At 43.1% G+C, this 26,209-nt stretch carries 24 protein-coding genes; 5 read left to right on the top strand and 19 right to left on the bottom strand.

Translation table 11 applies throughout. The features are described from left to right. Window positions 1-3: 3 nt before the first annotated feature. On the bottom strand, window positions 4-1,284 hold the full coding sequence (locus Q7U33_RS08600) for an ATP-binding protein (RefSeq protein WP_304859772.1): 1,281 nt from the start codon (window positions 1,282-1,284) through the stop codon (window positions 4-6). Window positions 1,285-1,492: 208 nt separating this feature from the next. On the opposite strand from Q7U33_RS08600, the gene Q7U33_RS08595 reads away from it, so the two are divergent. Both Q7U33_RS08595 and Q7U33_RS08590 read left to right on the top strand, forming a co-directional pair. Beyond that, window positions 1,493-3,808: a TonB-dependent receptor gene (locus Q7U33_RS08595; protein ID WP_304859770.1), complete on the top strand. Its 2,316-nt coding sequence runs from the start codon at window positions 1,493-1,495 to the stop codon at window positions 3,806-3,808. Continuing rightward, window positions 3,808-5,004, top strand: coding sequence for a sialidase family protein (locus Q7U33_RS08590; RefSeq protein WP_304859768.1), 1,197 nt, complete (start codon window positions 3,808-3,810; stop codon window positions 5,002-5,004). The genes Q7U33_RS08595 and Q7U33_RS08590 overlap by 1 nt, the downstream gene beginning before the upstream one ends. A gap of 33 nt (window positions 5,005-5,037) precedes the next feature. On the opposite strand, the gene Q7U33_RS08585 is transcribed toward Q7U33_RS08590, so the two are convergent. The 11 genes from Q7U33_RS08585 to Q7U33_RS08535 form a co-directional block, all read right to left on the bottom strand. Further along, the gene (locus tag Q7U33_RS08585) at window positions 5,038-5,700 is read right to left on the bottom strand and encodes a sulfite exporter TauE/SafE family protein (RefSeq protein WP_304859766.1); all 663 of its coding nucleotides are present in this window, start codon (window positions 5,698-5,700) and stop codon (window positions 5,038-5,040) included. 3 nt (window positions 5,701-5,703) lie between these two features. Then, a complete protein-coding gene (locus tag Q7U33_RS08580) occupies window positions 5,704-5,964 on the bottom strand; it encodes a hypothetical protein (protein WP_304859764.1) in 261 nt (86 codons plus the stop codon). Window positions 5,965-5,975: 11 nt separating this feature from the next. Continuing rightward, complete coding sequence (ccoG, locus tag Q7U33_RS08575) at window positions 5,976-7,412, bottom strand: cytochrome c oxidase accessory protein CcoG (RefSeq protein WP_304859762.1); 1,437 nt, start codon at window positions 7,410-7,412, stop codon at window positions 5,976-5,978. Between the two features lie 144 nt (window positions 7,413-7,556). Next, window positions 7,557-8,459, bottom strand: a complete 903-nt coding sequence (gene ccoP, locus Q7U33_RS08570) for a cytochrome-c oxidase, cbb3-type subunit III (RefSeq protein WP_304859760.1) — start codon at window positions 8,457-8,459, stop codon at window positions 7,557-7,559. Continuing rightward, window positions 8,456-8,599, bottom strand: a complete 144-nt coding sequence (locus tag Q7U33_RS08565) for a CcoQ/FixQ family Cbb3-type cytochrome c oxidase assembly chaperone (RefSeq protein WP_304859757.1) — start codon at window positions 8,597-8,599, stop codon at window positions 8,456-8,458. Before Q7U33_RS08565 ends, ccoP begins: the two co-directional genes overlap by 4 nt. 10 nt (window positions 8,600-8,609) lie before the next feature. Next, window positions 8,610-9,236 (bottom strand): cytochrome-c oxidase, cbb3-type subunit II, encoded by a 627-nt coding sequence (gene ccoO / locus Q7U33_RS08560; protein WP_304859755.1) that lies wholly within the window; start codon window positions 9,234-9,236, stop codon window positions 8,610-8,612. A gap of 11 nt (window positions 9,237-9,247) precedes the next feature. Next, window positions 9,248-10,681, bottom strand: coding sequence for a cytochrome-c oxidase, cbb3-type subunit I (ccoN, locus tag Q7U33_RS08555; protein ID WP_304859753.1), 1,434 nt, complete (start codon window positions 10,679-10,681; stop codon window positions 9,248-9,250). A 228-nt stretch (window positions 10,682-10,909) separates the two neighbouring features. Continuing rightward, complete coding sequence (gene cyoE / locus Q7U33_RS08550; RefSeq protein WP_304860201.1) at window positions 10,910-11,809, bottom strand: heme o synthase; 900 nt, start codon at window positions 11,807-11,809, stop codon at window positions 10,910-10,912. A gap of 13 nt (window positions 11,810-11,822) precedes the next feature. Then, a complete protein-coding gene (locus tag Q7U33_RS08545) occupies window positions 11,823-12,827 on the bottom strand; it encodes a heme A synthase (RefSeq protein WP_304859752.1) in 1,005 nt (334 codons plus the stop codon). A gap of 2 nt (window positions 12,828-12,829) precedes the next feature. After that, a complete protein-coding gene (locus Q7U33_RS08540; RefSeq protein WP_304859750.1) occupies window positions 12,830-13,447 on the bottom strand; it encodes a hypothetical protein in 618 nt (205 codons plus the stop codon). A gap of 10 nt (window positions 13,448-13,457) precedes the next feature. Continuing rightward, the gene (locus tag Q7U33_RS08535; RefSeq protein ID WP_304859748.1) at window positions 13,458-14,198 is read right to left on the bottom strand and encodes an SURF1 family protein; all 741 of its coding nucleotides are present in this window, start codon (window positions 14,196-14,198) and stop codon (window positions 13,458-13,460) included. A gap of 51 nt (window positions 14,199-14,249) precedes the next feature. Between Q7U33_RS08535 and Q7U33_RS08530 the strand changes: the two genes are divergently transcribed. After that, complete coding sequence (locus tag Q7U33_RS08530) at window positions 14,250-14,453, top strand: twin transmembrane helix small protein (RefSeq protein ID WP_304859746.1); 204 nt, start codon at window positions 14,250-14,252, stop codon at window positions 14,451-14,453. A 93-nt stretch (window positions 14,454-14,546) separates the two neighbouring features. Here Q7U33_RS08530 and Q7U33_RS08525 read toward each other — a convergent pair whose 3' ends face one another. From Q7U33_RS08525 to Q7U33_RS08495, 7 genes are all read right to left on the bottom strand, one after another. Next, on the bottom strand, window positions 14,547-15,452 hold the full coding sequence (locus tag Q7U33_RS08525) for a cytochrome c oxidase subunit 3 (RefSeq protein WP_304859744.1): 906 nt from the start codon (window positions 15,450-15,452) through the stop codon (window positions 14,547-14,549). Between the two features lie 176 nt (window positions 15,453-15,628). Continuing rightward, window positions 15,629-16,189, bottom strand: a complete 561-nt coding sequence (locus Q7U33_RS08520; protein ID WP_304859742.1) for a cytochrome c oxidase assembly protein — start codon at window positions 16,187-16,189, stop codon at window positions 15,629-15,631. Between the two features lie 151 nt (window positions 16,190-16,340). After that, entirely contained in the window at window positions 16,341-17,933 is a 1,593-nt protein-coding gene (gene ctaD, locus Q7U33_RS08515) for a cytochrome c oxidase subunit I (RefSeq protein WP_304859740.1), read from the bottom strand. A gap of 21 nt (window positions 17,934-17,954) precedes the next feature. Continuing rightward, window positions 17,955-19,169, bottom strand: coding sequence for a cytochrome c oxidase subunit II (gene coxB / locus Q7U33_RS08510; RefSeq protein WP_304859738.1), 1,215 nt, complete (start codon window positions 19,167-19,169; stop codon window positions 17,955-17,957). 23 nt (window positions 19,170-19,192) lie between these two features. Continuing rightward, window positions 19,193-19,657 carry a DUF2244 domain-containing protein gene (locus Q7U33_RS08505; RefSeq protein ID WP_304859736.1) on the bottom strand — a complete coding sequence of 155 codons (465 nt, stop codon included), beginning with the start codon at window positions 19,655-19,657 and terminating at the stop codon, window positions 19,193-19,195. Window positions 19,658-19,927: 270 nt separating this feature from the next. Beyond that, on the bottom strand, window positions 19,928-20,068 hold the full coding sequence (ccoS, locus tag Q7U33_RS08500; protein WP_304859735.1) for a cbb3-type cytochrome oxidase assembly protein CcoS: 141 nt from the start codon (window positions 20,066-20,068) through the stop codon (window positions 19,928-19,930). Between the two features lie 11 nt (window positions 20,069-20,079). Continuing rightward, the gene (locus Q7U33_RS08495) at window positions 20,080-22,488 is read right to left on the bottom strand and encodes a cation-translocating P-type ATPase (protein WP_304859733.1); all 2,409 of its coding nucleotides are present in this window, start codon (window positions 22,486-22,488) and stop codon (window positions 20,080-20,082) included. A gap of 161 nt (window positions 22,489-22,649) precedes the next feature. On the opposite strand from Q7U33_RS08495, the gene clpB reads away from it, so the two are divergent. Beyond that, window positions 22,650-25,241, top strand: coding sequence for an ATP-dependent chaperone ClpB (gene clpB / locus Q7U33_RS08490; RefSeq protein ID WP_304859731.1), 2,592 nt, complete (start codon window positions 22,650-22,652; stop codon window positions 25,239-25,241). A gap of 37 nt (window positions 25,242-25,278) precedes the next feature. Further along, a complete protein-coding gene (locus Q7U33_RS08485) occupies window positions 25,279-26,208 on the top strand; it encodes a lytic transglycosylase domain-containing protein (RefSeq protein WP_304859729.1) in 930 nt (309 codons plus the stop codon). Window position 26,209 lies beyond the last annotated feature (1 nt).

Raw genomic sequence — 26,209 nt, 5'->3', positions numbered from 1 at the left:
TCCTCAGTGCTCGATACGTAATTTTTGTAGCGGTAATTTTACGACAGTAAGCACACCGCCTTCATTGTGATTGCTTAGTGTCAGCGTGCCGCCGAACTTTGCGAGAATAATCTCTGTGAGATATACCCCTAAGCCCATACCATCCCCATTTTTTGAGCTAAAGAATGGGGTGCCCAGCAGCTTTTTAACTTCATCACTGAGGCCATTCCCAAAATCTCTAATATGAATTTGTAAAGTATCCTCATTCCAGCTCGCATTGAATAACACGCGTTCTGGTGAGGCATCTGCTGCATTATCTAATAAGTTTTGTATGGCTTGGCTTAGTGTTCTATCAGTAAATATTAATGGATCGCTGCTACTGTTGGTTAAATCAACTGTGAGTTCTGTCGCAGGGCGCGTATCACGCCAGCGCTGAATTGCTTCTTGTAAAAATTGATTGAGGGTTAAACCTTGTCCAGCATCAGCACGACTTTGACCCGCATTATGGGTAATTGAGGATAATATTTCCTTACAACGTCCGATTTGGGTACGGATGATTTCTAGCTGTTGCAATTGTTCAGGTTGATTTAAAAGGTCCTGCGCGAGCTCTTTGCTGATGATTGCCATGGTAGCCAAGGGCGTTCCCAGTTCGTGCGCTGCGCTGGCCGCCAACGTGCCTAGTGAGAGTGCGCGCTCACTTTCTAGTGACTTTTCGCGAATCGACGCCATGATTTGATCATAATCACGTAAGCTTTGCCCAATACGTGTGACAAAAAAAGCAATAATGCCAGCACTCACCACAAAGCCTAGCCACATGCCCACCAAATGGATATCTAACGACTTTCCAGCCAAATAATGCATGTGTAAATGTGAGAGCGGTACGTAGTAAAACACGAGGGTTGAATAGCAACTGACGGCTATTGCTGCTAGTAGCCATGCGTATTCGCGTTTTAATGCAACTGCCGCAACAGTGAGTGGTAATAGATACATCCATACCAAAGGGTTGCTGTAGCCACCAGTAAAATAAAATAGCACAGTGAGTGCTACTAAATCACCCAAGAGTTGCAATAGTAACTCTTGGTCTGTGACGTTGCTAAATTTCTTAAGGCGCAGCAATGTCATGAAGTTGAGCAGCAACATGCCGCCGACTGCAAAGGCAATCGGCATGTTGGGGAGTGGGATTTTTAAGTAAAACAAGGTTAATGTTGCGGCTAGCATGAAGGCTATCATGACGCTACGCAACAAAAATAAGCGCTGTAGGTTACGGCGAGTAGGATTTTCTAAAATAGGTAATTGCGTATTCATACCTTGATTATTATACGTGCCGATTGATAAATTGCATTGCGTCAAATTGTCGCGCTGATGCTTCTATGTTACCTGCGACAATTAGCCGCATTCCGTATATTGAATAACTAAAATATACTCGTTATCTATTGGGATAAAGTATATCTAAGAGGCAGTTATCTTGGATTGCTATACGGATAATTAATACTAATAAAATCATGGATATAGGATGCAAATAAAGCTTATTTTTACAGTCGTTGCAGCCAGTTTTAGTATGACATCACTTGCAGAGCATAATGAAGCCATCGACTTAGAGATCATTGAAGTGCGTGCATCGATGATTGATAGTCGAATCAGTAAGCACCCAGCCACTGTAGAGACTTTTGATAAACAGCAGATTGAAGAGAACATCAACGCAGCAACGCCTGCGCAAACCTTGAAGTATCTACCTAGCATACAAGTACGAGAGCGTTTTATCGGTGACAGAAACGGAATTATCGCGACGCGTACGATTGGTACCTTATCCAGTGCGCAAAGTCTGCTGTATGCGGATGGTGTACTACTTTCTAATTTACTTGGTAACTCCTTCGCATTCCCACCACGTTGGGGCATGGTGAGCCCAGAGGAAATTGAAAGCATTAGCATGATGTATGGGCCGTTTTCTGCGCTGTATGCTGGTAACTCGTTTGGTGGTGTGATGAGCATAGCCACGCGTATGCCAGAAAAGTTTGAGGCACACGCAAGTGCACAGTCTTTTGCACAGGACTTTAAACTTTATGGCACTGATGAGCACTATCAAGGCAATCACTTGACTGCCTCTTTTGGTAACAAGGTGAATGACTTTTCATTTTGGTTGGGTGCTGATTATTTGGAAAATGAAGGGCAGCCGATGAATTTTTCAACGGCTAATCTTTCATCTACTGCACCTGGAGCAAGCCCTGTAGTAACTGGAGCATATCAGGATAAAAGTGAGACAAATGCAGATCGAGTGATTTTTGGGGCAAACAGTATTGATAGCAACAAACAGACTAACATTAAGCTGAAGACAGCTTACGACATCAATCCCGCACTTAAGATAGCCTATACCTTGGCAGTTTGGGATATGAAAGGCACAACAGATGTTGAGAGTTATATTAAGGATGCTGCGGGAAATCCTGTATACAACGGTAGGGTCAGTTTTAATGGTCAACGTTATGATGTTTCGGGAATGAATCCTGCTGAAACTGAGTCACTTCATGTCATGCAGGCACTGGATGTTAAGTCTAATACGAAAGGCTTTTTTGATTGGCAATTAACGTTATCTGATTATGACTACCAAAAAGATAAAAACAGCACAGCTAATGCAATAGCTTCAGGTACGGTGACTCAAGGTAACCCTTACATCACAAGAACTGGCCGCATCACTGACTTGTCAGGAACAGGTTGGACAGTGTTTGATGCACGCGCTACTTTACGACCACATGAGCATACTGTTGATTTAGGCTACCATGTTGATCGATACACGTTAAAAAGTGATACGCATAATACTGCGGACTGGAAAGCTGGCAATGACGAGGCTTTAAATACATCTGCACGTGGAGAAACTGTCACCCATGCAATTTATGCGCAAGATAAATGGCAGATTAACCCAAAATGGGCGCTCACTTTGGGAGCGCGAGCAGAACATTGGCAAGCTGAAGATGGCCAAAATAAAACCACAATTGCTAGTGTATTGCGAACAGCAAACTATAAAGATAAGTCTGAAACTAAATTCTCACCTAAGATTTCCATCAGCTTTGAGCCTGAACCAGCTTGGGGATATCGCTTAGCGTTAGGTCAAGCATATCGCTTCCCAACAGTAAGCGAAATGTTTCAGCCATTGCAGAATGGTGCTACAGCTTATTTTGTTGAAGCTAATCCAAATTTAAAACCAGAAGAGGTGATTGCAGCAGAGCTCACAGTTGAGCGACGCTACGATAGCGGCTTGATTAGAGCTAGTTTGTTTAGTGAAAATAAATACGATGCGCTTATTTCGCAAAGCCTTGCGAATGGTAGTGCAATTCCTTACGATACTGGTGTTTGTACAAGGTCTGCTTGTGGTTTTGTACAGAATGTAGACCATATTCGTACACGCGGACTAGAGTTGGCTACACAGTGGCAGGATGTATTAATCCATGGTTTGGATTTTCAAGGAAGCGCTACTTTTACAGAGGCTGAGGTGTTAAGTAATGAAGCTGCACCCAATACGATAGGCAATAAACCACCGCGTATTCCGCGCAATATGTTGAAAGCGGTAGCCACTTACCGCAGTGGGAATAATCTTACGTATAGTTTAGCCGCTCGTTATAGTGGTCGCCAATATAATGCACTTGATAATAGTGATGTAAATGACAGTACATTTGGCGCTGCAAGTAAGTTTTTTGTCGTAGACTTTAAAACTAACTACAAGTTTGCTAAAGGCTATACTGCTAGTTTGGGCGTAGATAATTTGAATAATTATAAATCTTATGTATTTCACCCTTACCCACAACGCACGGCTTATGTGCAATTGAAATTTGATTACTGATGATTAAATATTTTTTTGGATTAAGTTTATTTTGTTGTGCGTTTGTTTTAAATGCCCACGAAGAACATACCAAGCAACAGAGTTCAGCTGTCGCGGTAAGTGTAGCTTTTGATGCGCAGGGTAATTTATGGCGCGCGTTAGTGCATGATGGGTTCTTACAGGTCAGTAAGAGTGTAGATGCTGGGCAAACCTTCTCAAAACCGACAAATGTTAATCACATCCCACATAAAATTGGTGCAGATGGAGAAGCGCGTCCTAAGGTGGCTATTTCACCAGAAGGCTATATTTATTTAACATGGACAGAGGCGCTTAAAAAACCATTTGCTGGATATATATGGTTTGCGCGTTCAATCGATGCAGGTAAAACGTTTGAAACACCTTATATCGTGCATCAGGACCGTAACGAAATTACGCATCGCTTTGATTCATTAAATGTCGGCGCAGATGGCAAAATTACTGTGACTTGGGTAGATAAGCGAGATTTGTTTGCTGCTAAGGCAGCCAATCAAGCTTATGAGGGTGCTGCAATTTACTATGCTGTTTCAGAAAATAAAGGCGTAAGCTTTTCATTAGAGCAAAAACTTGCAGATAGTAGTTGCGAGTGTTGTCGTATAGCACTTACCAACAAACCCGATGGTACAGTCGTTGCAATGTGGCGGCATGTGTTCGAAGGCAGTGAGCGCGATCACATGATTGCAGAGATTCCAAGCAATCAAACAACGCCACAGCCCAAACGTGCAACTTTCGGCCGCTGGAAGATAGATGGCTGCCCTCATCATGGCGCAGCACTTGCGAGTGGGGGAGAGGGGGAGCGCTGGTGGGGTTATCACATGGCTTGGTTTGATGGTGGTAATGATGAAGCTGGCGAGAAGGCTACGCTATATTATGCACGCATGGACGGCGAGGCTTGGGTGTCATCTCCCTCTAAAAAGTTTGGGAATATGAAGAAACAGGCAGGGCATCCAGCTTTAGCGGCAGTTGGCGATAATGTCTGGCTGGTTTGGCGTGAAAAAGATGCAGGTAAGAGTCAAATATGGTTGATGAAATCTGATGATGAAGGTAAAAGTTGGGGAACACCCACTGTGATTGCAGATACCACAGCCAGTGCTGACTACCCAATATTGCTACAAAAAAATAAACAGGTATTCTTGATGTGGAATACGTCAACAGAGGGGTTAAAGGCTGTCGCTATCTAGTTTTATTGGTTGCGAAAAATGCAACACCTAGTGCTATGTGGCACACCAGACTTTTGTATTGTGCGTGAGCTCCATCCATATCGCCCAAGCGCTTGCAGCACTGAGTAACACGCCAGCTAAGCGCATGCCGTAAGGCTCAATGGTTTTTGTTTTGAGCTTCAACCAAAGCCAAGGTGCTAAAAATAAAGAAACGCTAGATCCTATAGCAAAAGCGGCCATACTTAATGCGCCATCTAAAGGATTGCCGTTAAACGAAGCAATAATCAGCGCTGAATATAATAAGCCGCACGGCATCAGTGCCCAAAGCATGCCTATGTAAAAATGGCCACCTTGTTTGGTGCTCAGTTTCTTTACGTGCCCCCAAATATTACGTCCTGCACGATCCACCCAAATTGGCTGGCGCGCATAAATAATCAATAGCACACCCCAGAAAAATATTAGCACATGGAAAAAAGTCCATAGCGGGTGAAGTACACTGCTATAGCTCGATAGCCAAGCAATACTTTGGATGGCAAAAGTTGCAATTGCCCCCAGCAAGGCATAGCCACAGAGCCGACCAATGTGATAGTGGTAAATCGCGTAAGGTGTTTGAGGTGATTGCGTCAGCGCAGTACATGCGGCGCCACACATGGCAACACAGTGTGGACCACCTGCAATGCCCATGAGTAATGAGCTATAAATGAGCGCTGTTTGCATGGTTTATGGATTATTCACGCCAGTAGCGGCATGATTGCGTGCACGAATAGCTGGTTCAAGCGCATTCTTCTCTTCAGCCGTTAGTGATTGAGTTTTTGTGCCTACATTTTCATCACGTGTTAATAATGGATCTTGTCCATTTACAGCTATATAAACGGTGGTTAGGCTAGCGACTACCACAATCGCTGGGCCGCCAAATACTAGCCATGCATAACCTGATTTCCACCATTTAGCTTTTTGATAGTTGGTTTGCTTTATTGACATTACTTGACCTTTTAGCGTGACATGTAAAAAATAGACTTCTCAAATAGACGTTCGTTTGAATCATTTGCAACAATTTCAAAGATTACTGGATGTGAGCCACTTTTGATAGAGCCATCTGCAATTTGTAAGCTGACTGCCACCATTCTGGATTCAGCCGCATTCACTGTAAACTCTTTGCTCGAAGCTAGTGATAAACCCTCAATTCCAGAGACTGAAATCTTGAAAGTTTCAACTTGTTCAGACGCGTTGGTGATTTGCATTTGATAGACATTTTCAACTTTTCCACCTGACACTAGTCGTGACATAACACCACGATCACGGATGATATCTACCTTGAATGGTATGCGTGTCACTAGTGAATACACCAAGCCTGCACTCATGAGCAGGAGCAAACCTGTGTAAATGAGCACACGAGGACGTAAAATTTTCTTCACGACTTGCTCTTGTGTCCAGTGATTAGTTAGCGCATTTTGAGTAGAAAAACGAATTAAGCCACGAGGATATTCCATTTTGTCCATAATGCTATTACATGCATCCACACATAAGCCGCAGCTAATACATTCATATTGCAATCCATTGCGGATATCAATACCAGTTGGACATACTTGTACACAGAAGTTGCAATCAATACAGTCTCCCAAGCCACTTTGTTTGGCATCTACCTTGCGTGAGCGTCCACTACGTGGTTCACCACGCTCTTCATCGTAAGTCACAATGAGCGTGTCATTGTCAAACATGGCACTTTGAAAGCGCGCATACGGGCACATATGTTTACAGATTTGTTCGCGCAGGAACCCTGCGTTACCGTAAGTGGCAAAACCATAAAAACAAATCCAAAAGGTTTCCCAAGGGCTTAAATGGAATTGTAAAATGCTCTGCATCAGGTCGCGTATCGGTGCGAAGTATCCTAAGAAAGTAAAGCCAGTCCATACGGAGAAGCTAATCCAAAGGCTGTGTTTCAGTGTTTTTTTGAATACTTTGTTCCGGTTAAGTTTACTTGCGTCTAAGCGAAGGCGCGCTGCGCGGTCGCCTTCAACTTGTCTTTCAATCCATAAAAATATTTTTGTGTAGACTGATTGTGGGCAGGCAAAGCCGCACCAAAGTCGACCTGCTACAGCAGTAAATAAGAAAAGAGCTAACGCGGCGATGATTAAAATCACCACCAAGTAAATGAGATCTTGCGGATATAGTACTAAACCAAAAATATAAAACCGGTGGGTACTAATGTCCAATAATACAGCTTGTCGCTCACCCCATTGTAACCAAGGCACACCGTAAAACACAATTTGTGTAATCCAAATCATAGCCCAGCGCCAGTTTTTATAAAGACCAGCAGTGTTGCGAGGGTAGATTTTTTGATGTGGTTCGTAAAGTGATCTAGTGACAGGCTGCGCAGGATCATTGACGATCGGAATCGTTTTTTTTGATTTACTTTTCTGGATGGACACTTTATTCAGACTTGATTAAAAATTGTGACTAAAATAAAAACGCCCACTATTTTAGCATAAGCTAAATAGTGGGCGTTAAGATGCTTTTTGTTCAGTAGCGTTAAGTTAGATATTTAGCGCTAAATGAAACTATTTAGCATTAGACTATTTAACATTAGAGAAGCGCCATACGTAAGCGGCTAGCACATGAATTTGCTCAGGTGTCAGGCGTGAACCTTGTGCTGGCATTTTGTTGTTTAAGCCGTTATTGATGCGGTGAATAATCGCTGCTTCACCAGCGCCATGAAGCCATATGTCGTCAGTTAAGTTTGGTGCACCAATTGCTTGGTTACCTTTACCGTCTGGACCATGGCACGCTGCACATGCTACAAACTTCTCTTTACCTAACGCGGCACGACTTGCCTCATGCTCGCTGTTTGATAAGCTGAGTACGTAGTGCGCTACGTTTTTAACATCTTCAGGGCTACCTACTGCTGCAGCCATTGGAGGCATCATACCGTTTCTGCCGTTAGTGATCGTTTCTTTAATGGTTTCATGTGCACCACCATATAACCAATCATTATCCGTTAGGTTTGGAAAGCCTCTGCTGCCGTGTGCATCAGAACCGTGACATTGTGAACAGTTGTTCATAAACAAACGCTCGCCAATTGCCATCGCTTTAGGGTCTTGTGCAACTTCTTCACCTGACATAGATGAAAACTTTGCATAAATAGGTGCGATGCGATCGTTCGTTTCTTTAACTTCCTGCTCATACTGCTTTACTTGAGTCCAGCCCAATTTACCAGCGTAAGTACCTAAGCCTGGATAAAGAAATAGGTAGACTACACCAAATACACAGGTGATGATAAACATCCACATCCACCATCTTGGCATTGGGTTGTTCATTTCGACGATGTCTTCGTCATATACATGGCCAGTTGATTCACCAGTGTGCGCTGGGTCATGTGACTTGCTAGTCATAAATAGTATCGTTAAACAGAATACGATACCGCCAATCACGATTGCCGAAATAAAGTACGGCCAGAAATCGCTTGTAAAATCACTCATTCTTCATCTCCCTCAAGCGGCAATTTTGCCGCTTCGTCAAAGTCTTTTTTATGCCGCCCAGACCAAGCCCAGACCCAGATGCCTACAAAGGTAACTAGGGCTGCGACTGTGGCTATGCTGCGTAAATCTATAATGTCCATGATTAATTACTTATTGTTTAAGTGCTGTACCCAGCACTTGCAAGTAGGCAATCATTGCTTCCATTTCTGTTTTTCCGTATACGTCATTTGCTGCACTTTTGATTTCTTCATCAGTATATGGAACACCAGCAATTTTTAAAGCACGCATATGAGCTGGCATGTTTTTAGCATCTACAAGGTTTTTTTCTAACCATGGGTAAGCTGGCATAACAGACTCTGGTACCAAGTCACGTGGATTAATCAAGTGAATACGGTGCCATTCATCACTGTAGCGGCCACCTACGCGGTGTAAATCTGGACCAGTACGTTTACTACCCCATTGGAATGGACGGTCGTAAACAAACTCCCCAGCCACAGAGTAGTGACCGTATCGTAATGTTTCAGCTTTAAAAGGACGAATCATTTGTGAGTGACAGTTGTAGCAACCTTCACGTGTATAAATGTCTCGACCAGCCAACTCTAGCGCAGTGTAAGGTTTTAAACCTTCCACAGGCTGTGTCGTAGATTTTTGGAAGAAAAGTGGCACGATTTCAACTAAGCCACCAAATGAGACCACGACTAGAATCAAAATTACCATCAGAAAACTGTTGGTTTCAATTTTTTCGTGGGTAAAGCCTTTTTGTTCTTTATCTGACATTTTTTGATCTCTTAAGCATGAACAACTGTTGAAGGGATTCTGGCGCGAGTTGCTTGCCCCATTTGCACTGTTTTGATGACGTTCCACAACATGATGATCATGCCGCTCACATACATCAAGCCACCAATCATACGGATTACATAGAATGGGTGCATTGCTTTAACAGATTCAACGAATGTGTAAGTGAGTGTGCCATCATCGTTCATCGCGCGCCACATCAAACCAGCCGTAACGCCTGAAATCCACATTGCGGTAATGTAAAGCACTACACCAATTGTGGCTAACCAGAAGTGCAGCTCAATAGCTTTTTTGCTATACATTTGTTTTACGCCCCATAAGCGAGGCACTAAGAAGTATAGTGAACCCATTGAAATGAAGCCAACCCAACCTAAAGCACCTGAGTGAACGTGACCAACTGTCCAGTCTGTGTAGTGCGATAGCGCATTTACCGTTTTAATTGCCATCATTGGGCCTTCAAACGTACTCATGCCGTAGAAAGATAATGAAACGATCAGGAAGCGTAAGATAGGGTCATCACGTAGTTTATGCCATGCACCTGACATGGTCATCATGCCATTAATCATACCGCCCCAGCTTGGCGCTAATAGTATTAAAGATAGCACCATGCCTACTGATTGTGTCCAGTCTGGTAGCGCTGTGTAGTGCAAGTGATGTGAACCTGCCCACATGTAAGTGAAAATCAAACCCCAGAAATGCACAATCGATAGACGATATGAATATATTGGACGCTCTGCTTGTTTAGGGACGAAGTAATACATCATGCCTAAGAAACCAGCTGTTAAGAAGAAACCAACTGCATTGTGACCATACCACCATTGCACCATTGCATCTTGTACACCAGCGTATGCTGAATATGATTTCATCCATTCTGCAGGAATTGCAGCACTGTTAACAATATGCAAAATTGCCACAACGATGATGAACGCGCCATAAAACCAGTTAGCAACATAAATATGTTTAATTTTTCTTTGAGCAATCGTACCAAAGAAAACCAGTGCGTACATGATCCAAACGACTAGTAATAATAAGTCTATAGGCCATTCTAGCTCTGCATATTCTTTACCTTGCGTGTAGCCTAATGGAAGCGAAATTATTGCAGCAATAATCACTGCTTGATAGCCCCAGAAGGTGTAGCGTGCTAGCAATGGAAACGCTAGTTTAGTTTGGCTGGTACGTTGAACTACGTAATAGGATGTTGCAAATAATGCACAGCCTCCGAATGCAAAAATCACTGCATTTGTATGCAACGGACGCAAGCGACCAAAGCTTGTCCAAGGTAAACCAAGGTTTAATTCTGGGAAGGCAAGTTGCGCTGCAACAATAACACCCAGCAACATCCCTACCACACCCCAGACTACTGCCATTACGCTAAATCTGCGTATGACGTAGTCGTCGTAAAACGTTTCTACATTATTAGTGCTCATTACTTTCATCCTTAAATAAAACTAAATCATATTGATGAGTAGAGGTTTATTGTTGCGCCTCAGTCATACCAGCATCTGTTTCAATTCTAAACAATAATGCACGTGCTTTAACCGCGGGATTATACAACGTAATCTTTAATTTTACATTTGAAACCTGACTTTTTATATGGTTCAGAATCAATCTAAATATTATTTTAGAGATTATTTTTACAGTACATGTATTTGAAATCAAAGTGGTAAGTAATGGTCGATTAATAAAGCTGCAAATAATAGTGTTAAGTAAATAATTGAGTACCTAAAAGTGCGCTTTGCTAAATCATCTGAGTAATGTAAGTAAAGTTTGATGACATAAGCCATGAAGATTGCATTTAATATAGTGACGGATACTAAATAAAACATGCCACTCATGCCCAAACCGTAAGGCATCAGTGAAACTGCCACCAAAATTACAGTGTAAAGCAGGATGTGCAGTAAGGTGAATGCCTCGCCGTGTGTCACAGGTAGCATCGGCATGCCGACTTTGGCATACTCCTCTCGGCGATACAATGCGAGCGCCCAAAAATGGGGAGGCGTCCATGCAAAAATGATTAAAAACATAATCAGTGATTCAGGTGAGACTGTGTTGGTGACAGCTGCCCAACCCAAGATCGGGGGCATAGCGCCCGATGCACCGCCAATCACGATGTTCATTGGCGTGGCAGGTTTAAGGAAAATGGTATAAATCACGGCGTAACCTACAAACGTAGCAAGGGTTAGCCACATAGTAAGCGGGTTCACGTAGAAATATAGAATTGCAAGGCCAGTGCCGCCGAGTAATGTGGCGAATATCATAGTTTCATTTGAAGATACTTGGCCAGTGGGTAGTGGGCGTGCGCGTGTACGTGCCATGTTGGCATCAATTTTGTGTTCGATTAAACAGTTAAATGCAGCAGCAGCGCCTGATGCAAATGCAATGCCAAGTGTGGTGGCTAACAGTAATGGAAGCGGTACCATGTTTGGTGTTGCTAAAAACATACCAATCAGTGCGGTGAAAACAATCAGAGAAGTGACGCGAGGCTTGCACAGCGGAAAGAAGTTTTTTAATCGCGGAGCTAGTACTTTGATTTGGTTCATGAGGTTAACGTGCATGTGTAGCTCACTTTTAAGTTTTTGAGTGCTCATTTTGATGCTCCGTGATTTTGGAATTAAGAACGATAATAGTGATGACCAGTAATGCCGCACCTAGGTTATGAGAAACGGCTAATACTAACGGTAATTGCAGAATTAGATTAGCGATGCCGATTGCGATTTGCGCGACTAATAGGGTGAGTAGCACTAATGCTATTTTTCTGAAGGTTACTACTTTAAAAAGTAAGAAAACAAGAGTTGCAATATAAATAAAAGTCACGAGCGCACCAACTCGATGAGTCCATTGGATGGCGGTAAGTGCGCTTAGCGTTAAGTTTCCACCATTCGCACTTTGCCCAAGCTCGCGGATTAGATGAAATGCATCGTTGAAGTCCATATCAGGCATCCAGCGACCATGGCATGTTGGAAAGTCGGTGCATGCCAGGGCTGCGTAGTTGGTGCTAGTCCATCCTCCTAGTAGCACTTGTGCTAGCAGGACGAATATTGCACCACGCACCATTAGTTTTAGTAGTGGAGGTAATGATTGATGGTGATGTGTAGTGCTGTGCCGATGCGCTATCCATGTAAGCAGGCCTAGCGTGGTGAGTCCGCCAATGAGATGTGCGCTGACTATCACTGGTTTTAATAGCATGGTCACCGTCCACATTCCCAATAGTGCTTGAAAAACGATGATGATGAGCAATGCGGTAGTGAGGCTAGGTGCTACTTTTAATTGGTTTTTATTGTGCCATCCCAACACAAATATTGCCAATACTAATAATCCTAATGTGCCAGCTAAGTAGCGATGCGCCATTTCTTTCCATGCTTTAGCTGTTTCAATTGGGCTGTCTGGGTGCAGAGCTTGTGCCTGCTGGATGGCGGCCTCGCTTTGGGGAACTGTGAGTGTTCCATAGCATCCTGGCCAATCAGGACAGCCAAGCCCCGCATCAGATAGCCGCACGTATGCCCCTAGCACCACAACACAGAGTGCGAGTATTGCGCCAAAAAATGACAGGCTCTTGAATAGCTTGTAGCTCATGGTTAGCCTGTCCAAGAGTATTTCATTAGCCGCGTAATGTCTTTGCGAACTAGCGCTGGTGATGTTGATGGGCTATAGCTCATGATAAGATGGCCTAGTGGATCAATGAGATAGATTCTGCCTGCGCTTATGGATGATTCATCGTGAATGTTGAATTGCTCGCCGAATGAAATAACATCGGTTCTAGGTTGATTCACAATCAAGAGGTCTGGGTAGTTTTGTTTGATCTCCGTAATTTCTGATGCGGTGGTGAATAGTACACGTTGCATGCGTGGAATTTCTTTGTATAAAGATACATGCAGTTGGCGCATTTGATGCAGTTTGTCTTTACATTGCGTATCGCAGTCGGCAGTGATGTAAACCATGCTCCATTTTTCTTTCAAAAGATCGATGGTGACTACCGTGCCATTGCTATCAATAAGTGACTGATTCATGGTAAGCGCTTTTGCTGGTGTTACCAGCTCGCCTATGCTTTCACCTTTGGGGCGCCAGTCCAGTTTGTACATCGCAATGACTGCAATGACAGGGGTGATGAAAAAAATCAACATACAAAGAAGGATTAGCCGTCCTCTGCGTTGTTGATCAATGTGCTCAATATTGCTTGTGTCAGTATTTATCATGTCACTTTGCCTATGTTTTTGTATTGTTGGCTTTTTTAATGCTGGTGAATAAAAAGATAAGAATGCTTGCAATCGTGAACCCAAACCATTGATAAGCGTAGCCTATATTGGTAGCAATTTTACTCGCTGGTAGTTGCCAGTTGCGCACAAAGCCGCCAGCATCACTTTTAACATCTAATTTAATCACCAGCGGCAAGATGTGAATAGGCACATTCTTTTGGTAGCGATCCATATCCATGTGTTGCCAGACTGTATTCCAGTGATTTTTTTCCGCATCACTTTCTAGCGTGAAAATCTTTTTGCTTGGAACCCAAACTAATCCAATAATTTCAAGTGGTTCATTGGGGGTGCTGATTGCTGGAATATCTGTATGATTAGCCCCGCCAGCCACCCAACCTCTATTGATCAATACATAATCATTGCTACCATCCAATTTTAATGGCGTAATGACGTGGAAACCTGCAACGTTTTCTTCAACTTGATTGTCGAGCAGGATTTGATATTTTGTTTCGTAATGACCTTTTATTTTTACTTTTTTGTATTTCCAAGCATCTAGGTGATTGATGTTGTTAGGTAAAGTTAATGCATCGTGATCTAGAGAGGCATTGTAGCTAGATTGTATTTCTTTTCTTAGCTCCGCTTTGTTGTATTGCCACAAGCCAAGTTTGATGAATAATGGAATGCAAATCATGAGGATGATGAACCCTAGCCAAGATGGGCAAAATAAGTAATTTCCTAATCTAAATTGCATTTGTGTGACGTGCATCGCATAATGACTCAACTAAACTGATAGGACATAATTATGATATTCAAAGTTGTTATTGTGTTGGTACTGTTCGTTATTATTGCCAGCTTGTTCTCAGCGTTATATTTTCTAGCTAAAGACAAAGATGCTGGCGTTCGCACTGCAAAAGCATTGACCTTACGTATTGGTCTTTCAATCGTATTATTTGCTTTCTTGTTAATAGGATATTACTTCAATTGGATCCCACACGCTTCTGTGTAGTTTATTATTGAGCAAACGTTTAATGCTCAAGTTTTAATGCAGTAGTGATAGGTTAAATAAGCGGTGCAAATGCACCGCTTATTTTTTATTACGTTATAGCCAATACACAAAAATGAATAGACCTAGCCAGACTACGTCTACAAAATGCCAGTACCATGCAACGCCTTCAAATCCAAAGTGATTTTTGGCAGAGAAGTGGCCTTTCATTGAGCGTAATAAAATGACAATTAGCATGATGGTACCTAATGTGACATGAAAGCCGTGAAAGCCTGTCAGCATGAAGAATGTTGCCCCATAAGCACCACTACCCATTGTTAAGCCCATGTGGGTGTATGCTTCATAATATTCAAATGCTTGGCAGATTAAGAATGCAGTACCTAATGCAACGGTCAGAAATAGACCTAATATTAACTGTTTACGGTTGTCTTTAAGCAAACCCCAATGTGCCCAGGTAATCGTGGCGCCAGAGGTTAGCAGTAATGCGGTATTGATTGCTGGCAAGCCCCATGCGCCCATCGGGGTGAGTTTGCCTGGTGTGTACTCTGTGCCTAATACTACGCCGCCAGGGCCTGCTGATGGCCACGTACCTAGAAAGTCTTTATAGGGTGTGAACAAGGGGTCGAATGCAGCAAGGTCGGGTACTGAAATGATGCGCATGTAAAATAATGCGCCGAAAAATGCTGCAAAGAAGGCAAGTTCAGAGCAAATAAACGCAATCATCCCGATGCGAAAAGATTTATCTTCCCATTGTTTATATTGACCAGTAATGCTTTCAATCACCACTGCGCTGAGCCATTTAAAAGTCATGAGAATGATGATTGCTGCGCCTATATACATCATCCACTTTCCTGGTGTTTGCAGGTAAGCAAGGTCTTTGTTGGTATCAGTAGCGACACTAAAAATAAAGCCTGACGCGAGCGCCAGTAACCCTGCTGATATCGTCACAGGATACAAAGCACCATGTGGGACATAGTAATGATTATTTGAATGTGTTGTCATGCATAAGCTCCCCATTACATTATTTAACTTACTTGTAGCTAAAATAAAATCAATAATGATGCTTAATTGATTTATCTCGAGGTTTAATTTTCGTTATTTCTCAGATTTATTATCTATAACTATCAACTGCTTATCTATTTATTATCTGTTTTGGTATTACTTATTTTGATGATTGTTTAATCTATACTAAAAAACGCATAGGATAAGGTCATCTCTTTTACGTCTGCGGGTATATCTGGACTAACAAAAAAACGTAAAGGCATTACTTTTGTTTCTCCTGGATTTAAGGCCTGCCTTTCAAAACAAAAGCATTCCAGTTTTTTTAAATGGGCGGCAGCTGCGCCTGGTGTAACGCTCGGTACAGCCCTGCCTGCAACTACTCTACTTGTAATGTTCTTGGCTTCAAACAATACTGTTTCAACTTTACCTGGGCGCACTTTTATACTGGATTGTTTAGGATAAAAGTTCCAGCCTAACCCTGGCATCGTGCTGGACGTAAACTGCACTGTTACCCATCTGGTTTCATCAACTTTTGTGTTGCTTAACTCACTTGCTGTACTTTTTGTTTTGCCATTTAGTCCTGTAATCGTACATAACACGTCATAAAGTGGCACTAGCGCAAACGCAAACAAAAGAGACCCAGCTACAATCCACACCATTTTGTAGCCTAACTTCTTATTGGCTATCGATCTTAGCTCAGTTGAGCTGGGTTCTCTTTTGTCGGCATCTATTTCCATACGGTAAACATTGATGCCAAATACCAAATAAATGCAATCACAGCCAAAACGATTGCCACTTTTTTGTTTTTATTGCGTCTAGTAGTTTCTTGGTTTTTCATATCGCTGCAATCACTTTTATCCTATTTAACTTATCTTATTTAACCGTGTCTTATTTAACTGTCGGTTGCTCTGAAAAGCTATGGTAAGGAGGGGGGGATGATAATGTCCACTCCAGCCCTTCAGCACCTTCCCACACTTGGTCAGTAGCTTTTTTGCCACCTCTGACGGTGCTGATAATGTTATACACGAAGATGAGTTGTGATAACCCGAGTACAAACGCAGCAATTGAAGAGATCATATTGAACTCAGCAAACTGTAATGCATAGTCTGGTATGCGACGTGGCATGCCAGCTAAGCCTAAGAAGAACTGTGGAATGAATGTTAGATTAAACGAAATTGCGGTTAACCAGAAGTGCAATTGGCCAAGCTTTTCGTTATACATATGTCCAGTCATTTTTGGTAGCCAGTAATAAACGCCAGCCATAATGCCCATGATGCCGCCAGCAAATAGTGTGTAGTGGAAATGCGCCACTACAAAGTAACTATTGTGATATTGCGCATCTGCTGCAACGTCTGCTAGCACTAAGCCAGTTAGGCCGCCAATACCAAATAGAATAATCCAGCCGACAGTAAATAACATGGGTGTTTCAAAGCTCATAGAGCCGCGCCACATGGTTTTAATCCAACAGAAAAACAGCACTGCAAGCGGTAGTGAAATCGCCATTGTGCTATACATAAAGTAGAGCAAAGCTGGGACAGGCATCCCCGCAGTAAAGAAATGGTGTGCCCACACAATGATAGACATCGCGCCAATGGCTATTAATGAATAAACTTGTGCTTTGTAGCCATACATTGGTTTGCGTGAGAATGTTTGTAAAATTTGTGGAATGAAACCCCATACTGGTAACAATAAGATATAAACCTCAGGGTGACCAAAGAACCAAAATAAGTGCTGGAACATGATAGGGTCACCGCCACCAGCCGCGTCAAAAAAGTGCGTGCCAAAATGACGGTCTGTGAGTAGCATCGTCACGGCACCAGCGAGTACTGGAATGGTTGCAATCAACAAGAATGCGGTAATCAACCAGCCCCATGCAAACATCGGCATTTTCATAAATGTCATGCCAGGTGCACGCATATTAAATAATGTAACAATGATGTTAATAGAACCTAATACAGATGAAATGCCGAGTAAGTGAACTGCAAAAATTGCGAAGTCGACACCAATGCCACCTTGAATGGAGAGTGGTGGGTAGAATGTCCAGCCAGTAGCTAACGCGCCATCACCAATCCCAAATAGTGCTAAGGTAAATGGAAGTGTGAGTAAAATTGCTGAAGGTGGCAGTAGCCAGAAACCCCAGTTATTTAAACGCGGCAAAGCCATATCTGGAGCGCCAATTTGTAGCGGAATCATCCAGTTAGCAAAGCCTGTAGCAGCGGGCATTAATGCAGCAAAAATCATAATAAGGGCATGCACGCCGATGAGCTGATTAAAGAAATCGGGGTTCATCAATTGTAGACCAGGCTGAAATAGCTCTGCACGAATGCCCAAAATCATTGAGCCACCTACCAAGAACATAATAAGTGAAAATGTCAGGTACATGGTGCCAATGTCTTTATGGTTGGTCGTGGTGAGCCAACGCATAATCCCAGTGGGATGGTCAGTGTGCTCATCATGATGTGCGACTGTTGTAGTGCTCATAATTATCTCCTGTACCTATATTTATTGACGCGCAGCTTTAACTTGCGAAGGCTGAACAACATCGCCTACGCTGTTACCCAGCGCGTTACGTTCGTAAGTAATGACAGCGGCAATTTCCGTATCATTTAATAGTGCTTTCCATGCTGGCATGACACGCACACCGTTTAGTACTCGATCCATATGGCTATCTGGTAGATATTTGCCATCAGCATCAAATATTGGTGAGGTTGTAATTTTACTGCCAGTAAGCGCAGGGAAGGCTGGAGGTAACCCTGCACCTGATGCCATATGGCACACTGCACAGTTTTTCTCGTAGACGACTTTCCCTTGCTCCATTAACTCGTCTTTAGACCACTCTTTATCTGCACCTGCCGCTTGCTCGTTAATCTCATTCTTTTTAAGCGCGACCCATGCGGCGTATTCTTCTTTAGGCAGTGCGTCTACCACCACAGGCATATAACCGTGGCCTTTGCCACACAACTCTTTACATTGACCGCGATAAGTACCTGCTTTATCCACTTGTACCCAGGTTTCACGAATAAACCCTGGCACTGCCAGACGGGAGGAGCCGAATTGCGGTACCCACCAGTTGTGCAATACATCGGTCGATGTCATTAATATGCGGACCTTTGCACCGACTGGTAGCACAAGTCGGTTGTCTACATCTAATAGATAAGGGCTGTCGGGGGTGTCTACAGGAGGTACGGTGCCATCCACTTGGTTTTGAGGAGTGGAAAGGTTGCTGACAAACTTAATACCTTTTGCATCGACCAAACCATCTTGGCTTCCTTTGTCGGTATTGCCCATGTACTCATATTGCCAGCGCCATTGTGAACCCGTGACTTTGAGCACCATGTCAGACTCGTTTCTGGTGTCTTCCATCATAACCACGCTGTGATATGCAGGAATGCCCATGATGACAAAGTCAATGACGAGTAAAATAACGAATGGGATGAGTGTCCAGAAAATTTCTGTAGCGGTTGACGGTGCTTTGTCTGCCACCGCTTGATGACCAACACTTTTGCGGTGTTTGATCAATGAGTAAATCATGATGGCGAGTACTACAACAAAAATCACGGCAACAATCAGCATGAATTTATTGTGAACATGTAGCGTATCAAGCGCCATCGGTGTTACTGGTTCAGGAAAGTTCCAGCGATACTCAGCAAGCGCTAGGGGCGCTGTAAGTAACAAAAATAAACCGAAACCAATCTTTTTCATAGCCTGCTTCAACATACCTTCTCCCAAAACAAAAACCATTAAACGATTTTTAAATCTTGCTTCAGTTGCTTGGCGATGGACTCTCGCTCTTCTTTGTTGATATAACGACTGCCAAACTCGATTTCCTTGCCATGAGAGCCAATGAAAATCGCGACCGTACCGTCTAGGGTCTCACGTAATGTCACCCTAACCCAGTAACGTTGAAAAGTGTATTTCTTAAAACTTTTGTAACTGTATTGCTCAACCACTACATCATCATTAATTAACGAAATGCTTTCATAGTCACCGTAGTGCAAATAAGCGTTCATTAACACGTAGGCTAGTACTAGAATCTCAAGCCCAGCAAACGGCAGCACCAACCAAGCACCTGCTAAAACAAACCCCACAGTAATTGTCGAGGTGATGGTGAAAACACCCACAAACAACCAGACAAATCCTGTTGGGGATAGTGAGTTATTTGGCTTTGCAATCAGTATGTTGCCGTTTGAGCCAGAAACCGTCATGCATCATCCAAGCCTTACGTTTCAATTGATGATTTGCTAACATAATTCCATATGCGTCAATTTGACGCATGTCAGAAACTAGCATAAAAAAATTAATTACTCAAGAGAATTTGTTACAGATTTGAAACAAATGGAAATATTTATGAAAGATTTTTTCAGCGCATGTGCTACTGGGGAAAAGCACAGTTTGAGGCTGGGATTATGCTGGCAGTGCGTTGCAAACAAATCTATGTGTGTGCAACAGTTATTTCTTTTAACTACAAAATTATTTTAGTCATCATCTTCTAAAATACGCTTGCCTTCATCTTCAATATCTTCAAATTGACCACGATAAACTGCCCACCATAATCCACCAAGTACAACGAGTGCCATGATGACTGAGAGTGGAATAAGTACAAATAATATGTCCATGATGAGAGCCTTTATTGATGACTGTTGGTGTCAGTTTCTGATGATGTAAATTTAGTTAAACGTAATGCGTTAGCCACCACAATCAGTGAGCTAACTGCCATACCTAAACCAGCCAGCCATGCAGACAGTATGCCGAAGAAAGCGAGTGGGATGCTGATTAAATTATAAACAATCGCCCAAGCGATATTTTCTTTAATAATCCTCATCGTTTGCTTGGCATGGCGAATTAGGTGCGGAATCTGGCTAATGTCACCATTTAAGAATACATAATCCGCATGTGCTAATGTGAGTGGCACTCCTTTACCCATAGCGATAGAGACATGAGCGCTGGCTAAAATAGGACCATCATTCAAGCCGTCACCTACCATTAATACTTTCTTACCTTGTTGTTTGAGTATTTTTAAGCGTAAAAGTTTATCTTCTGGACTACAGGCAGATTGGAATTGTGTAATACCAATCTGTTTTGCCGTATTTTCTACTGCGATTGAGCGGTCGCCAGAGAGTAGTTCGATACTTAGCTGAACGTCTTTTAATGACTTTATTGCAATGGCGGCGTTGTGTTTGATCGCTTCTTGTAAGGTAAATGTCGCTAGCCAGCCTTGGTGATTAGCTAAGTAGACTTGTTGTAAATTTGTGTTGCGCTCAGAGATGCCACAAAATGTTGCTGAGCCAAGTTTTAGCTCGCTACCTGCAAGATTAAAGTCAGATAATGGCGTATCAAGTGTGCCTGTCTTGAGGGTTGCGCTGATACCTGCACCAGCTGTTTCTTGTATATTATCTAATTCAATATTACTTAGCTTGGTATTATTTAACTCGCTATTACTTAATTCGGCATTATTTGACTCAAAGTTTAGCGTGTTCAAATTGCCTGCTTTATTGGCGTTAAAAAGTGCGCGAGAAATAGGATGCATCGAATGTTGAGCAATGGTAGCAGCAAGTGCTAATACATCGAATTGAGTAAACCCTGCTTTGGGTTCTATCGCTTTAATCTGAATATGGTCTTCAGTGAGCGTGCCTGTCTTGTCGAAAATCACAGTATCAATATCTGCAATATTTTCAATGGCTTGCAAGCGCTTGATTAAAATGCCTCGTTTCACAAAAGCACTGGCGCTAGCAAGCATTGCCGCAGGTGTTGCCAAAGATAGTGCGCACGGGCAGGTAACGATTAGCACAGCGGCCGCAGTCATCAGTGCGCGCCCACGGTCAACGTCCCATAATAGTGCTGCTGCAATTGCTGCACTTAAGATAACAAAAATTAAGAATGGCCGTGCAACACGGTCTGCGAGTTTTGATAGGCGAGGTTTCTCTACTGCCGCATTGTTGATAAGGTTAACAATTTGGCCGTACTTTGTAGACTCACCAATGGTATTGAGTGTGATGCACACTGGCTGACGTAGGTTGTAACTGCCGGCAATCACATCATCATTAACATTTTTTTGGATAGGGGTAGATTCACCAGTGAGTAGAGACTCATCGACACTGGTGTTGCCCGACATGATTTTTCCGTCAGCGGGAAATGCCTCGCCAATTTGCACGCGCACAATGTCGCCAATCTTAAGCTTTGTATTCAGCACCCGTGTAAATGTGCCGTCTGGATTTTGTCGTTCAGTATTTTCTGGAATTCGGCTTGCTAAGCTTTCAAGTGCACCTAACGTTTTACGATGCATTTTTACTTCAATCAGGCGTGCAGAAAGTAAGAAAAATACGAACATTGTGAGCGAATCAAAATAGACAGTATTGCCCCACCAGCTATTGGGTTCAAACGTTGCGGCTGAACTCACAATAAATGTGATGATAATACCGAGGGCAACGGGGAGGTCCATGCTGATTTGTTTTTGTTTTAGGTCGCGCAATGCATTACTAAAGAAAGATCTGCTTGAAAATAAAAGGACTGGTAAGCTCAGTAACCATGATGCCCAGTTCAGTAGATGCAAAATGTCGCTAGAAATTTCATCTGGAGCGGTAAAGTAAGTTGGGCTAGCATACATCATGACTTGCATCATGCAGAAGCCAGCCACCATCCAGCGCCAGAATGCTGCTCTTTGTTTTTGCAGGGAGACTAAGTCATCTTCATGTTGGGTTGCAGGAAAGCCGCTATAACCAAGATCATGAATCGCCGTCAATATTTTGGAGGGTAAGGTTACACTTGGCGACCATACAACCACGGCGCGTTTTTTTGACATGCTGACACGAGCGCTGATGACGCCTGGTGTTGCTTGTAAGCCTTGTTCAATAATGCCTGAGCAGGCCGCGCAACGAAGTCCGTCTAGTAATAAGTCTGATTTTATTAAGGTTTCAGACGTAGACTGCGCACCTTGGTCAACAGCTTGGCTAAACGCTTGCCATTGGTCTTCGGTATCTAAAATCGCCCAAGCTGGATTAGGTAGTGTGTCTTCAGCACTTAAAGTATCGGTTAGCAAAAATCCACTCCATGCAATGGCGTCGTCAAAAAGACGATTAATTCCATTGCCATTTAAATAACGAATTAATACTTTGTATTATATATTGAAAAACAAACATTCAGCCCCACCTAGCTTGCATATAAGTATTTAAACATTAGCGTAATCATAAGGAGAAACCTGTGCGCTTTGATAAATTAACCACTAAATTTCAACAGGCGATTAACGATGCGCAAAGCCTTGCTTTGGGCGCTGATAATACTGCAATTGAACCGCAACATTTACTACAAGCATTGTTGCAGCAAGACGACGGAGGTACGGCATCGCTATTAGCGCGCGCAGGCGTACAACTTAATCAGCTTAAAATAGGCTTAACTGCAGCCATTGCAAACCTACCTAAATCAGCGGATGCCAGTGGTGAAGTGGCTATTTCACGTGATTTGAATAATTTGTTGAATGTCACTGATAAACTTTCGCAAAAGCGCGGAGATGCTTATATTGCTAGTGAGATGTTTTTATTAGCTTTAGCGGATGATAAAGGCGATGCTGGTAAGTTGCTCAAGCAAAACGGTTTAACTAAGACGGCTTTAGAAGCTGCTGTGCAGGCTGTACGTGGTAACGAAAATGTAGATAGCCAAGAGGCAGAAGGCCAGCGTGAGTCGCTTAAGAAATTCACCATTGATTTAACCGAGCGGGCGCGTCTTGGCAAGCTAGATCCTGTGATTGGGCGAGATGATGAAATCCGTCGTGCAATACAAGTGTTACAGCGCCGTACTAAAAACAACCCTGTGCTAATTGGTGAGCCTGGCGTAGGTAAAACTGCGATTGTAGAAGGCTTGGCACAGCGTATTGTTAATGGTGAAGTGCCTGAGTCTCTGAAAGGTAAAAAAGTACTGTCACTCGATATGGCAGCATTACTTGCTGGTGCTAAATACCGTGGTGAATTTGAAGAGCGTTTGAAGTCTGTGTTGAAAGAGCTTGCACAAGATGAAGGCCAAACCATTGTGTTTATTGATGAAATTCACACCATGGTGGGTGCAGGTAAAGCAGAGGGCGCAATGGATGCTGGCAATATGCTAAAGCCAGCATTGGCGCGTGGTGAATTGCATTGTGTGGGTGCAACGACACTAGATGAGTATCGAAAATACATTGAAAAAGATGCCGCGTTAGAGCGCCGCTTCCAAAAAGTGTTAGTTGATGAGCCTAGTGTAGAAGCAACCATTGCGATTTTGCGAGGCCTGCAAGAGAAGTATGAGTTGCACCATGGCGTAGAAATTACTGACCCTGCCATTGTGGCCGCAGCCGAACTTTCACATCGGTACATTACAGACCGTTTTTTACCAGATAAAGCGATTGATTTGATTGATGAGGCGGCCAGTCGCATTAAAATGGAAATCGACTCAAAACCAGAAGTGATGGATAAGTTGGAGCGTCGCCTAATTCAGCTTAAAATTGAGCGTGAAGCTGTCCGTCGTGAAAAAGATGAGGGTAGTAAAAAACGCTTTGAATTGATTGAAGAGGAGATTAGCAAACTTGAAAAAGAGTACGCTGATTTAGAAGAAATCTGGAAATCAGAAAAAGCACAGGTGCAAGGTTCTGCGCATATTAAAGAAGCGATTGAAAAAGTAAAATTTGAGATGGAAGAAGCCACGCGTAAAGGCGACTGGCAGAAAGTCTCAGAACTGCAATATGGAAAGTTACCTCAGCTTGAAGCACAATTAAAACAAGCATCCAATGCTGAAGTGAGTGTGGACTTAACTAAACACAGAATGTTGCGCACTGAAGTGGGTGCGGATGAAATTGCAGAAGTAGTGAGTCGCGCAACTGGGATCCCAGTGAGCAAAATGATGACAGGCGAACGTGAAAAATTACTGACGATGGAGGCAAAACTGCATGAGCGCGTGGTCGGGCAAGATGAAGCTGTACGTTTGGTTTCAGATGCAATCCGCCGTTCACGTTCAGGCTTGGGAGATCCAAACCGACCTTATGGTAGTTTCTTGTTTTTAGGGCCAACAGGCGTGGGTAAAACTGAGTTATGTAAATCACTCGCTAACTTTTTGTTTGATTCAGAAGATCATCTGATTCGCATCGACATGAGTGAGTTTATGGAGAAGCACTCTGTTGCTCGGATGATAGGTGCGCCTCCTGGCTATGTTGGTTATGAAGAGGGCGGTACATTAACTGAAGCTGTGCGTCGTAAACCATATAGTGTTATCTTGCTTGATGAGGTAGAAAAAGCACATCCAGATGTATTTAACGTATTGTTGCAAGTATTAGATGATGGTCGCTTAACCGATGGGCAAGGTCGTACTGTAGACTTTAAGAATACCGTGATTATTATGACTTCTAACCTTGGTAGTCAGATGATACAGAGCATGAATGATCAAGACTATCAGTTGGTTAAGCTGGCAGTAATGGGTGAAGTGAAAACACACTTTAGACCTGAATTTGTGAACCGGATTGATGAGGTCGTGGTATTCCACGCGCTGGGTGAAGCCAATATCAAATCGATCGCAGCAATTCAGTTGCAGTACCTTGCTAAGCGCTTAGCGGCAATGGATATGCAGTTGGAATTGACAGATGCAGCAGTGACAGAGATTGCCAATGCAGGATTTGACCCTGTTTATGGTGCAAGACCACTTAAGCGTGCTATACAGAGCGAAATTGAAAATCCATTAGCACGTGAAATATTGGCAGGGAATTTTATTGCCAAAGATATTGTCAAAATTGATGTGAAGTCAGGAAAGTTAGTGTTCACAAAAGTAAATACCTAAAGTCGTACGATGAAGTGCCTTTAGCTAAAGGAGAGGATTGATTAGTATTCTATTGATGCGTAAATTGAGCGCCGTGTTTGCCATGCTAGTTGCGGTGGCAAATGTGGCGTACGCAGAACTCAGCCAACATGAACAGGAAGCATTTAATCATGAGCCAGAAGTGGTTCAGTCTTTGCTCTTACGTGCAGTAGAGGCGGAGCAGGATGTGAAAAATGTGGATAGCGATTGGCAGGCTGCGAGGTTGTATTGCCAGGCATCGCGCCTAGGTAGTGCAGAGGCGCAGTTTAGGCTGGGTATGTTGTATGCCTCTGGTAAAGGCGTTCCCGCCAATCGGGACTTAGCCGCTGCGATGTTTGCAACGGCATCTTTGCAAGGGCATTATGAGTCGCAAAAAATGTTGGAGACTATAGAGCTAAGCATGGTTGAGTTGCCATCTTGTGTGCTTGCTGAGATTGATCCAGAGAAAGCACCGCCTGCACATGTGAACGCCGAGGTGATTGACCAGTACATTGCTGGATTACCAAAGGATAAACGCTGGATTTTGCATTTGGTCGATACGATTTCAGCTTGGTATAAAGTAGATGCGAAGTTAGTGTTATCGATTATTTCTGTGGAATCAAACTTTGTAACAGGTGCAAAATCCAATCAACATGCACAAGGTTTGATGCAATTGATTCCTGACACTGCCGAGCGATTTAACGTAAAAAATGCATTTAATGCAAGCCAGAATATCAAGGGTGGCGTGGCTTATTTGCGTTGGTTGCTCGCTTACTTTAAAGGCGATGTTGCCTTGGCTGTGGCCGCATATAATGCTGGTGAAGGGGCTGTCAATAAATACAATGGCATTCCGCCGTTCCCTGAGACGCGTCAGTATGTGAAAAAAGTACAGGCTCGTTACCCAATTAAGAATCATAGTTTTGACGGCACCATTACTGAGCCGTCTCCTATTTTTAAACGAAGGGGATAAT

The sequence above is a fragment of the Methylotenera sp. genome (assembly GCF_030653755.1).
Lineage (GTDB): Bacteria > Pseudomonadota > Gammaproteobacteria > Burkholderiales > Methylophilaceae > Methylotenera.
The sequence above is the reverse complement of the archived record's forward strand: the minus strand, read 5'-3'. Positions and strand labels throughout refer to the sequence as shown.

Excerpts from the sequence above, each read along its gene's own strand:
- Q7U33_RS08600 (WP_304859772.1), bottom strand. The coding sequence starts at position 1,284 with ATGAATACGCAATTACCTATTTTAGAAAATCCTACTCGCCGTAACCTA.
- Q7U33_RS08595 (WP_304859770.1), top strand. The coding sequence starts at position 1,493 with ATGCAAATAAAGCTTATTTTTACAGTCGTTGCAGCCAGTTTTAGTATG.
- Q7U33_RS08590 (WP_304859768.1), top strand. The coding sequence starts at position 3,808 with ATGATTAAATATTTTTTTGGATTAAGTTTATTTTGTTGTGCGTTTGTT.
- Q7U33_RS08585 (WP_304859766.1), bottom strand. The coding sequence starts at position 5,700 with ATGCAAACAGCGCTCATTTATAGCTCATTACTCATGGGCATTGCAGGT.
- Q7U33_RS08580 (WP_304859764.1), bottom strand. The coding sequence starts at position 5,964 with ATGTCAATAAAGCAAACCAACTATCAAAAAGCTAAATGGTGGAAATCA.
- ccoP (WP_304859760.1), bottom strand. The coding sequence starts at position 8,459 with ATGAGTGATTTTACAAGCGATTTCTGGCCGTACTTTATTTCGGCAATC.
- Q7U33_RS08565 (WP_304859757.1), bottom strand. The coding sequence starts at position 8,599 with ATGGACATTATAGATTTACGCAGCATAGCCACAGTCGCAGCCCTAGTT.
- ccoO (WP_304859755.1), bottom strand. The coding sequence starts at position 9,236 with ATGTCAGATAAAGAACAAAAAGGCTTTACCCACGAAAAAATTGAAACC.
- ccoN (WP_304859753.1), bottom strand. The coding sequence starts at position 10,681 with ATGAGCACTAATAATGTAGAAACGTTTTACGACGACTACGTCATACGC.
- cyoE (WP_304860201.1), bottom strand. The coding sequence starts at position 11,809 with ATGCACGTTAACCTCATGAACCAAATCAAAGTACTAGCTCCGCGATTA.
- Q7U33_RS08545 (WP_304859752.1), bottom strand. The coding sequence starts at position 12,827 with ATGAGCTACAAGCTATTCAAGAGCCTGTCATTTTTTGGCGCAATACTC.
- Q7U33_RS08540 (WP_304859750.1), bottom strand. The coding sequence starts at position 13,447 with ATGATAAATACTGACACAAGCAATATTGAGCACATTGATCAACAACGC.
- Q7U33_RS08535 (WP_304859748.1), bottom strand. The coding sequence starts at position 14,198 with ATGCAATTTAGATTAGGAAATTACTTATTTTGCCCATCTTGGCTAGGG.
- Q7U33_RS08530 (WP_304859746.1), top strand. The coding sequence starts at position 14,250 with ATGATATTCAAAGTTGTTATTGTGTTGGTACTGTTCGTTATTATTGCC.
- Q7U33_RS08525 (WP_304859744.1), bottom strand. The coding sequence starts at position 15,452 with ATGACAACACATTCAAATAATCATTACTATGTCCCACATGGTGCTTTG.
- Q7U33_RS08520 (WP_304859742.1), bottom strand. The coding sequence starts at position 16,189 with ATGGAAATAGATGCCGACAAAAGAGAACCCAGCTCAACTGAGCTAAGA.
- ctaD (WP_304859740.1), bottom strand. The coding sequence starts at position 17,933 with ATGAGCACTACAACAGTCGCACATCATGATGAGCACACTGACCATCCC.
- coxB (WP_304859738.1), bottom strand. The coding sequence starts at position 19,169 with ATGTTGAAGCAGGCTATGAAAAAGATTGGTTTCGGTTTATTTTTGTTA.
- Q7U33_RS08505 (WP_304859736.1), bottom strand. The coding sequence starts at position 19,657 with ATGACGGTTTCTGGCTCAAACGGCAACATACTGATTGCAAAGCCAAAT.
- ccoS (WP_304859735.1), bottom strand. The coding sequence starts at position 20,068 with ATGGACATATTATTTGTACTTATTCCACTCTCAGTCATCATGGCACTC.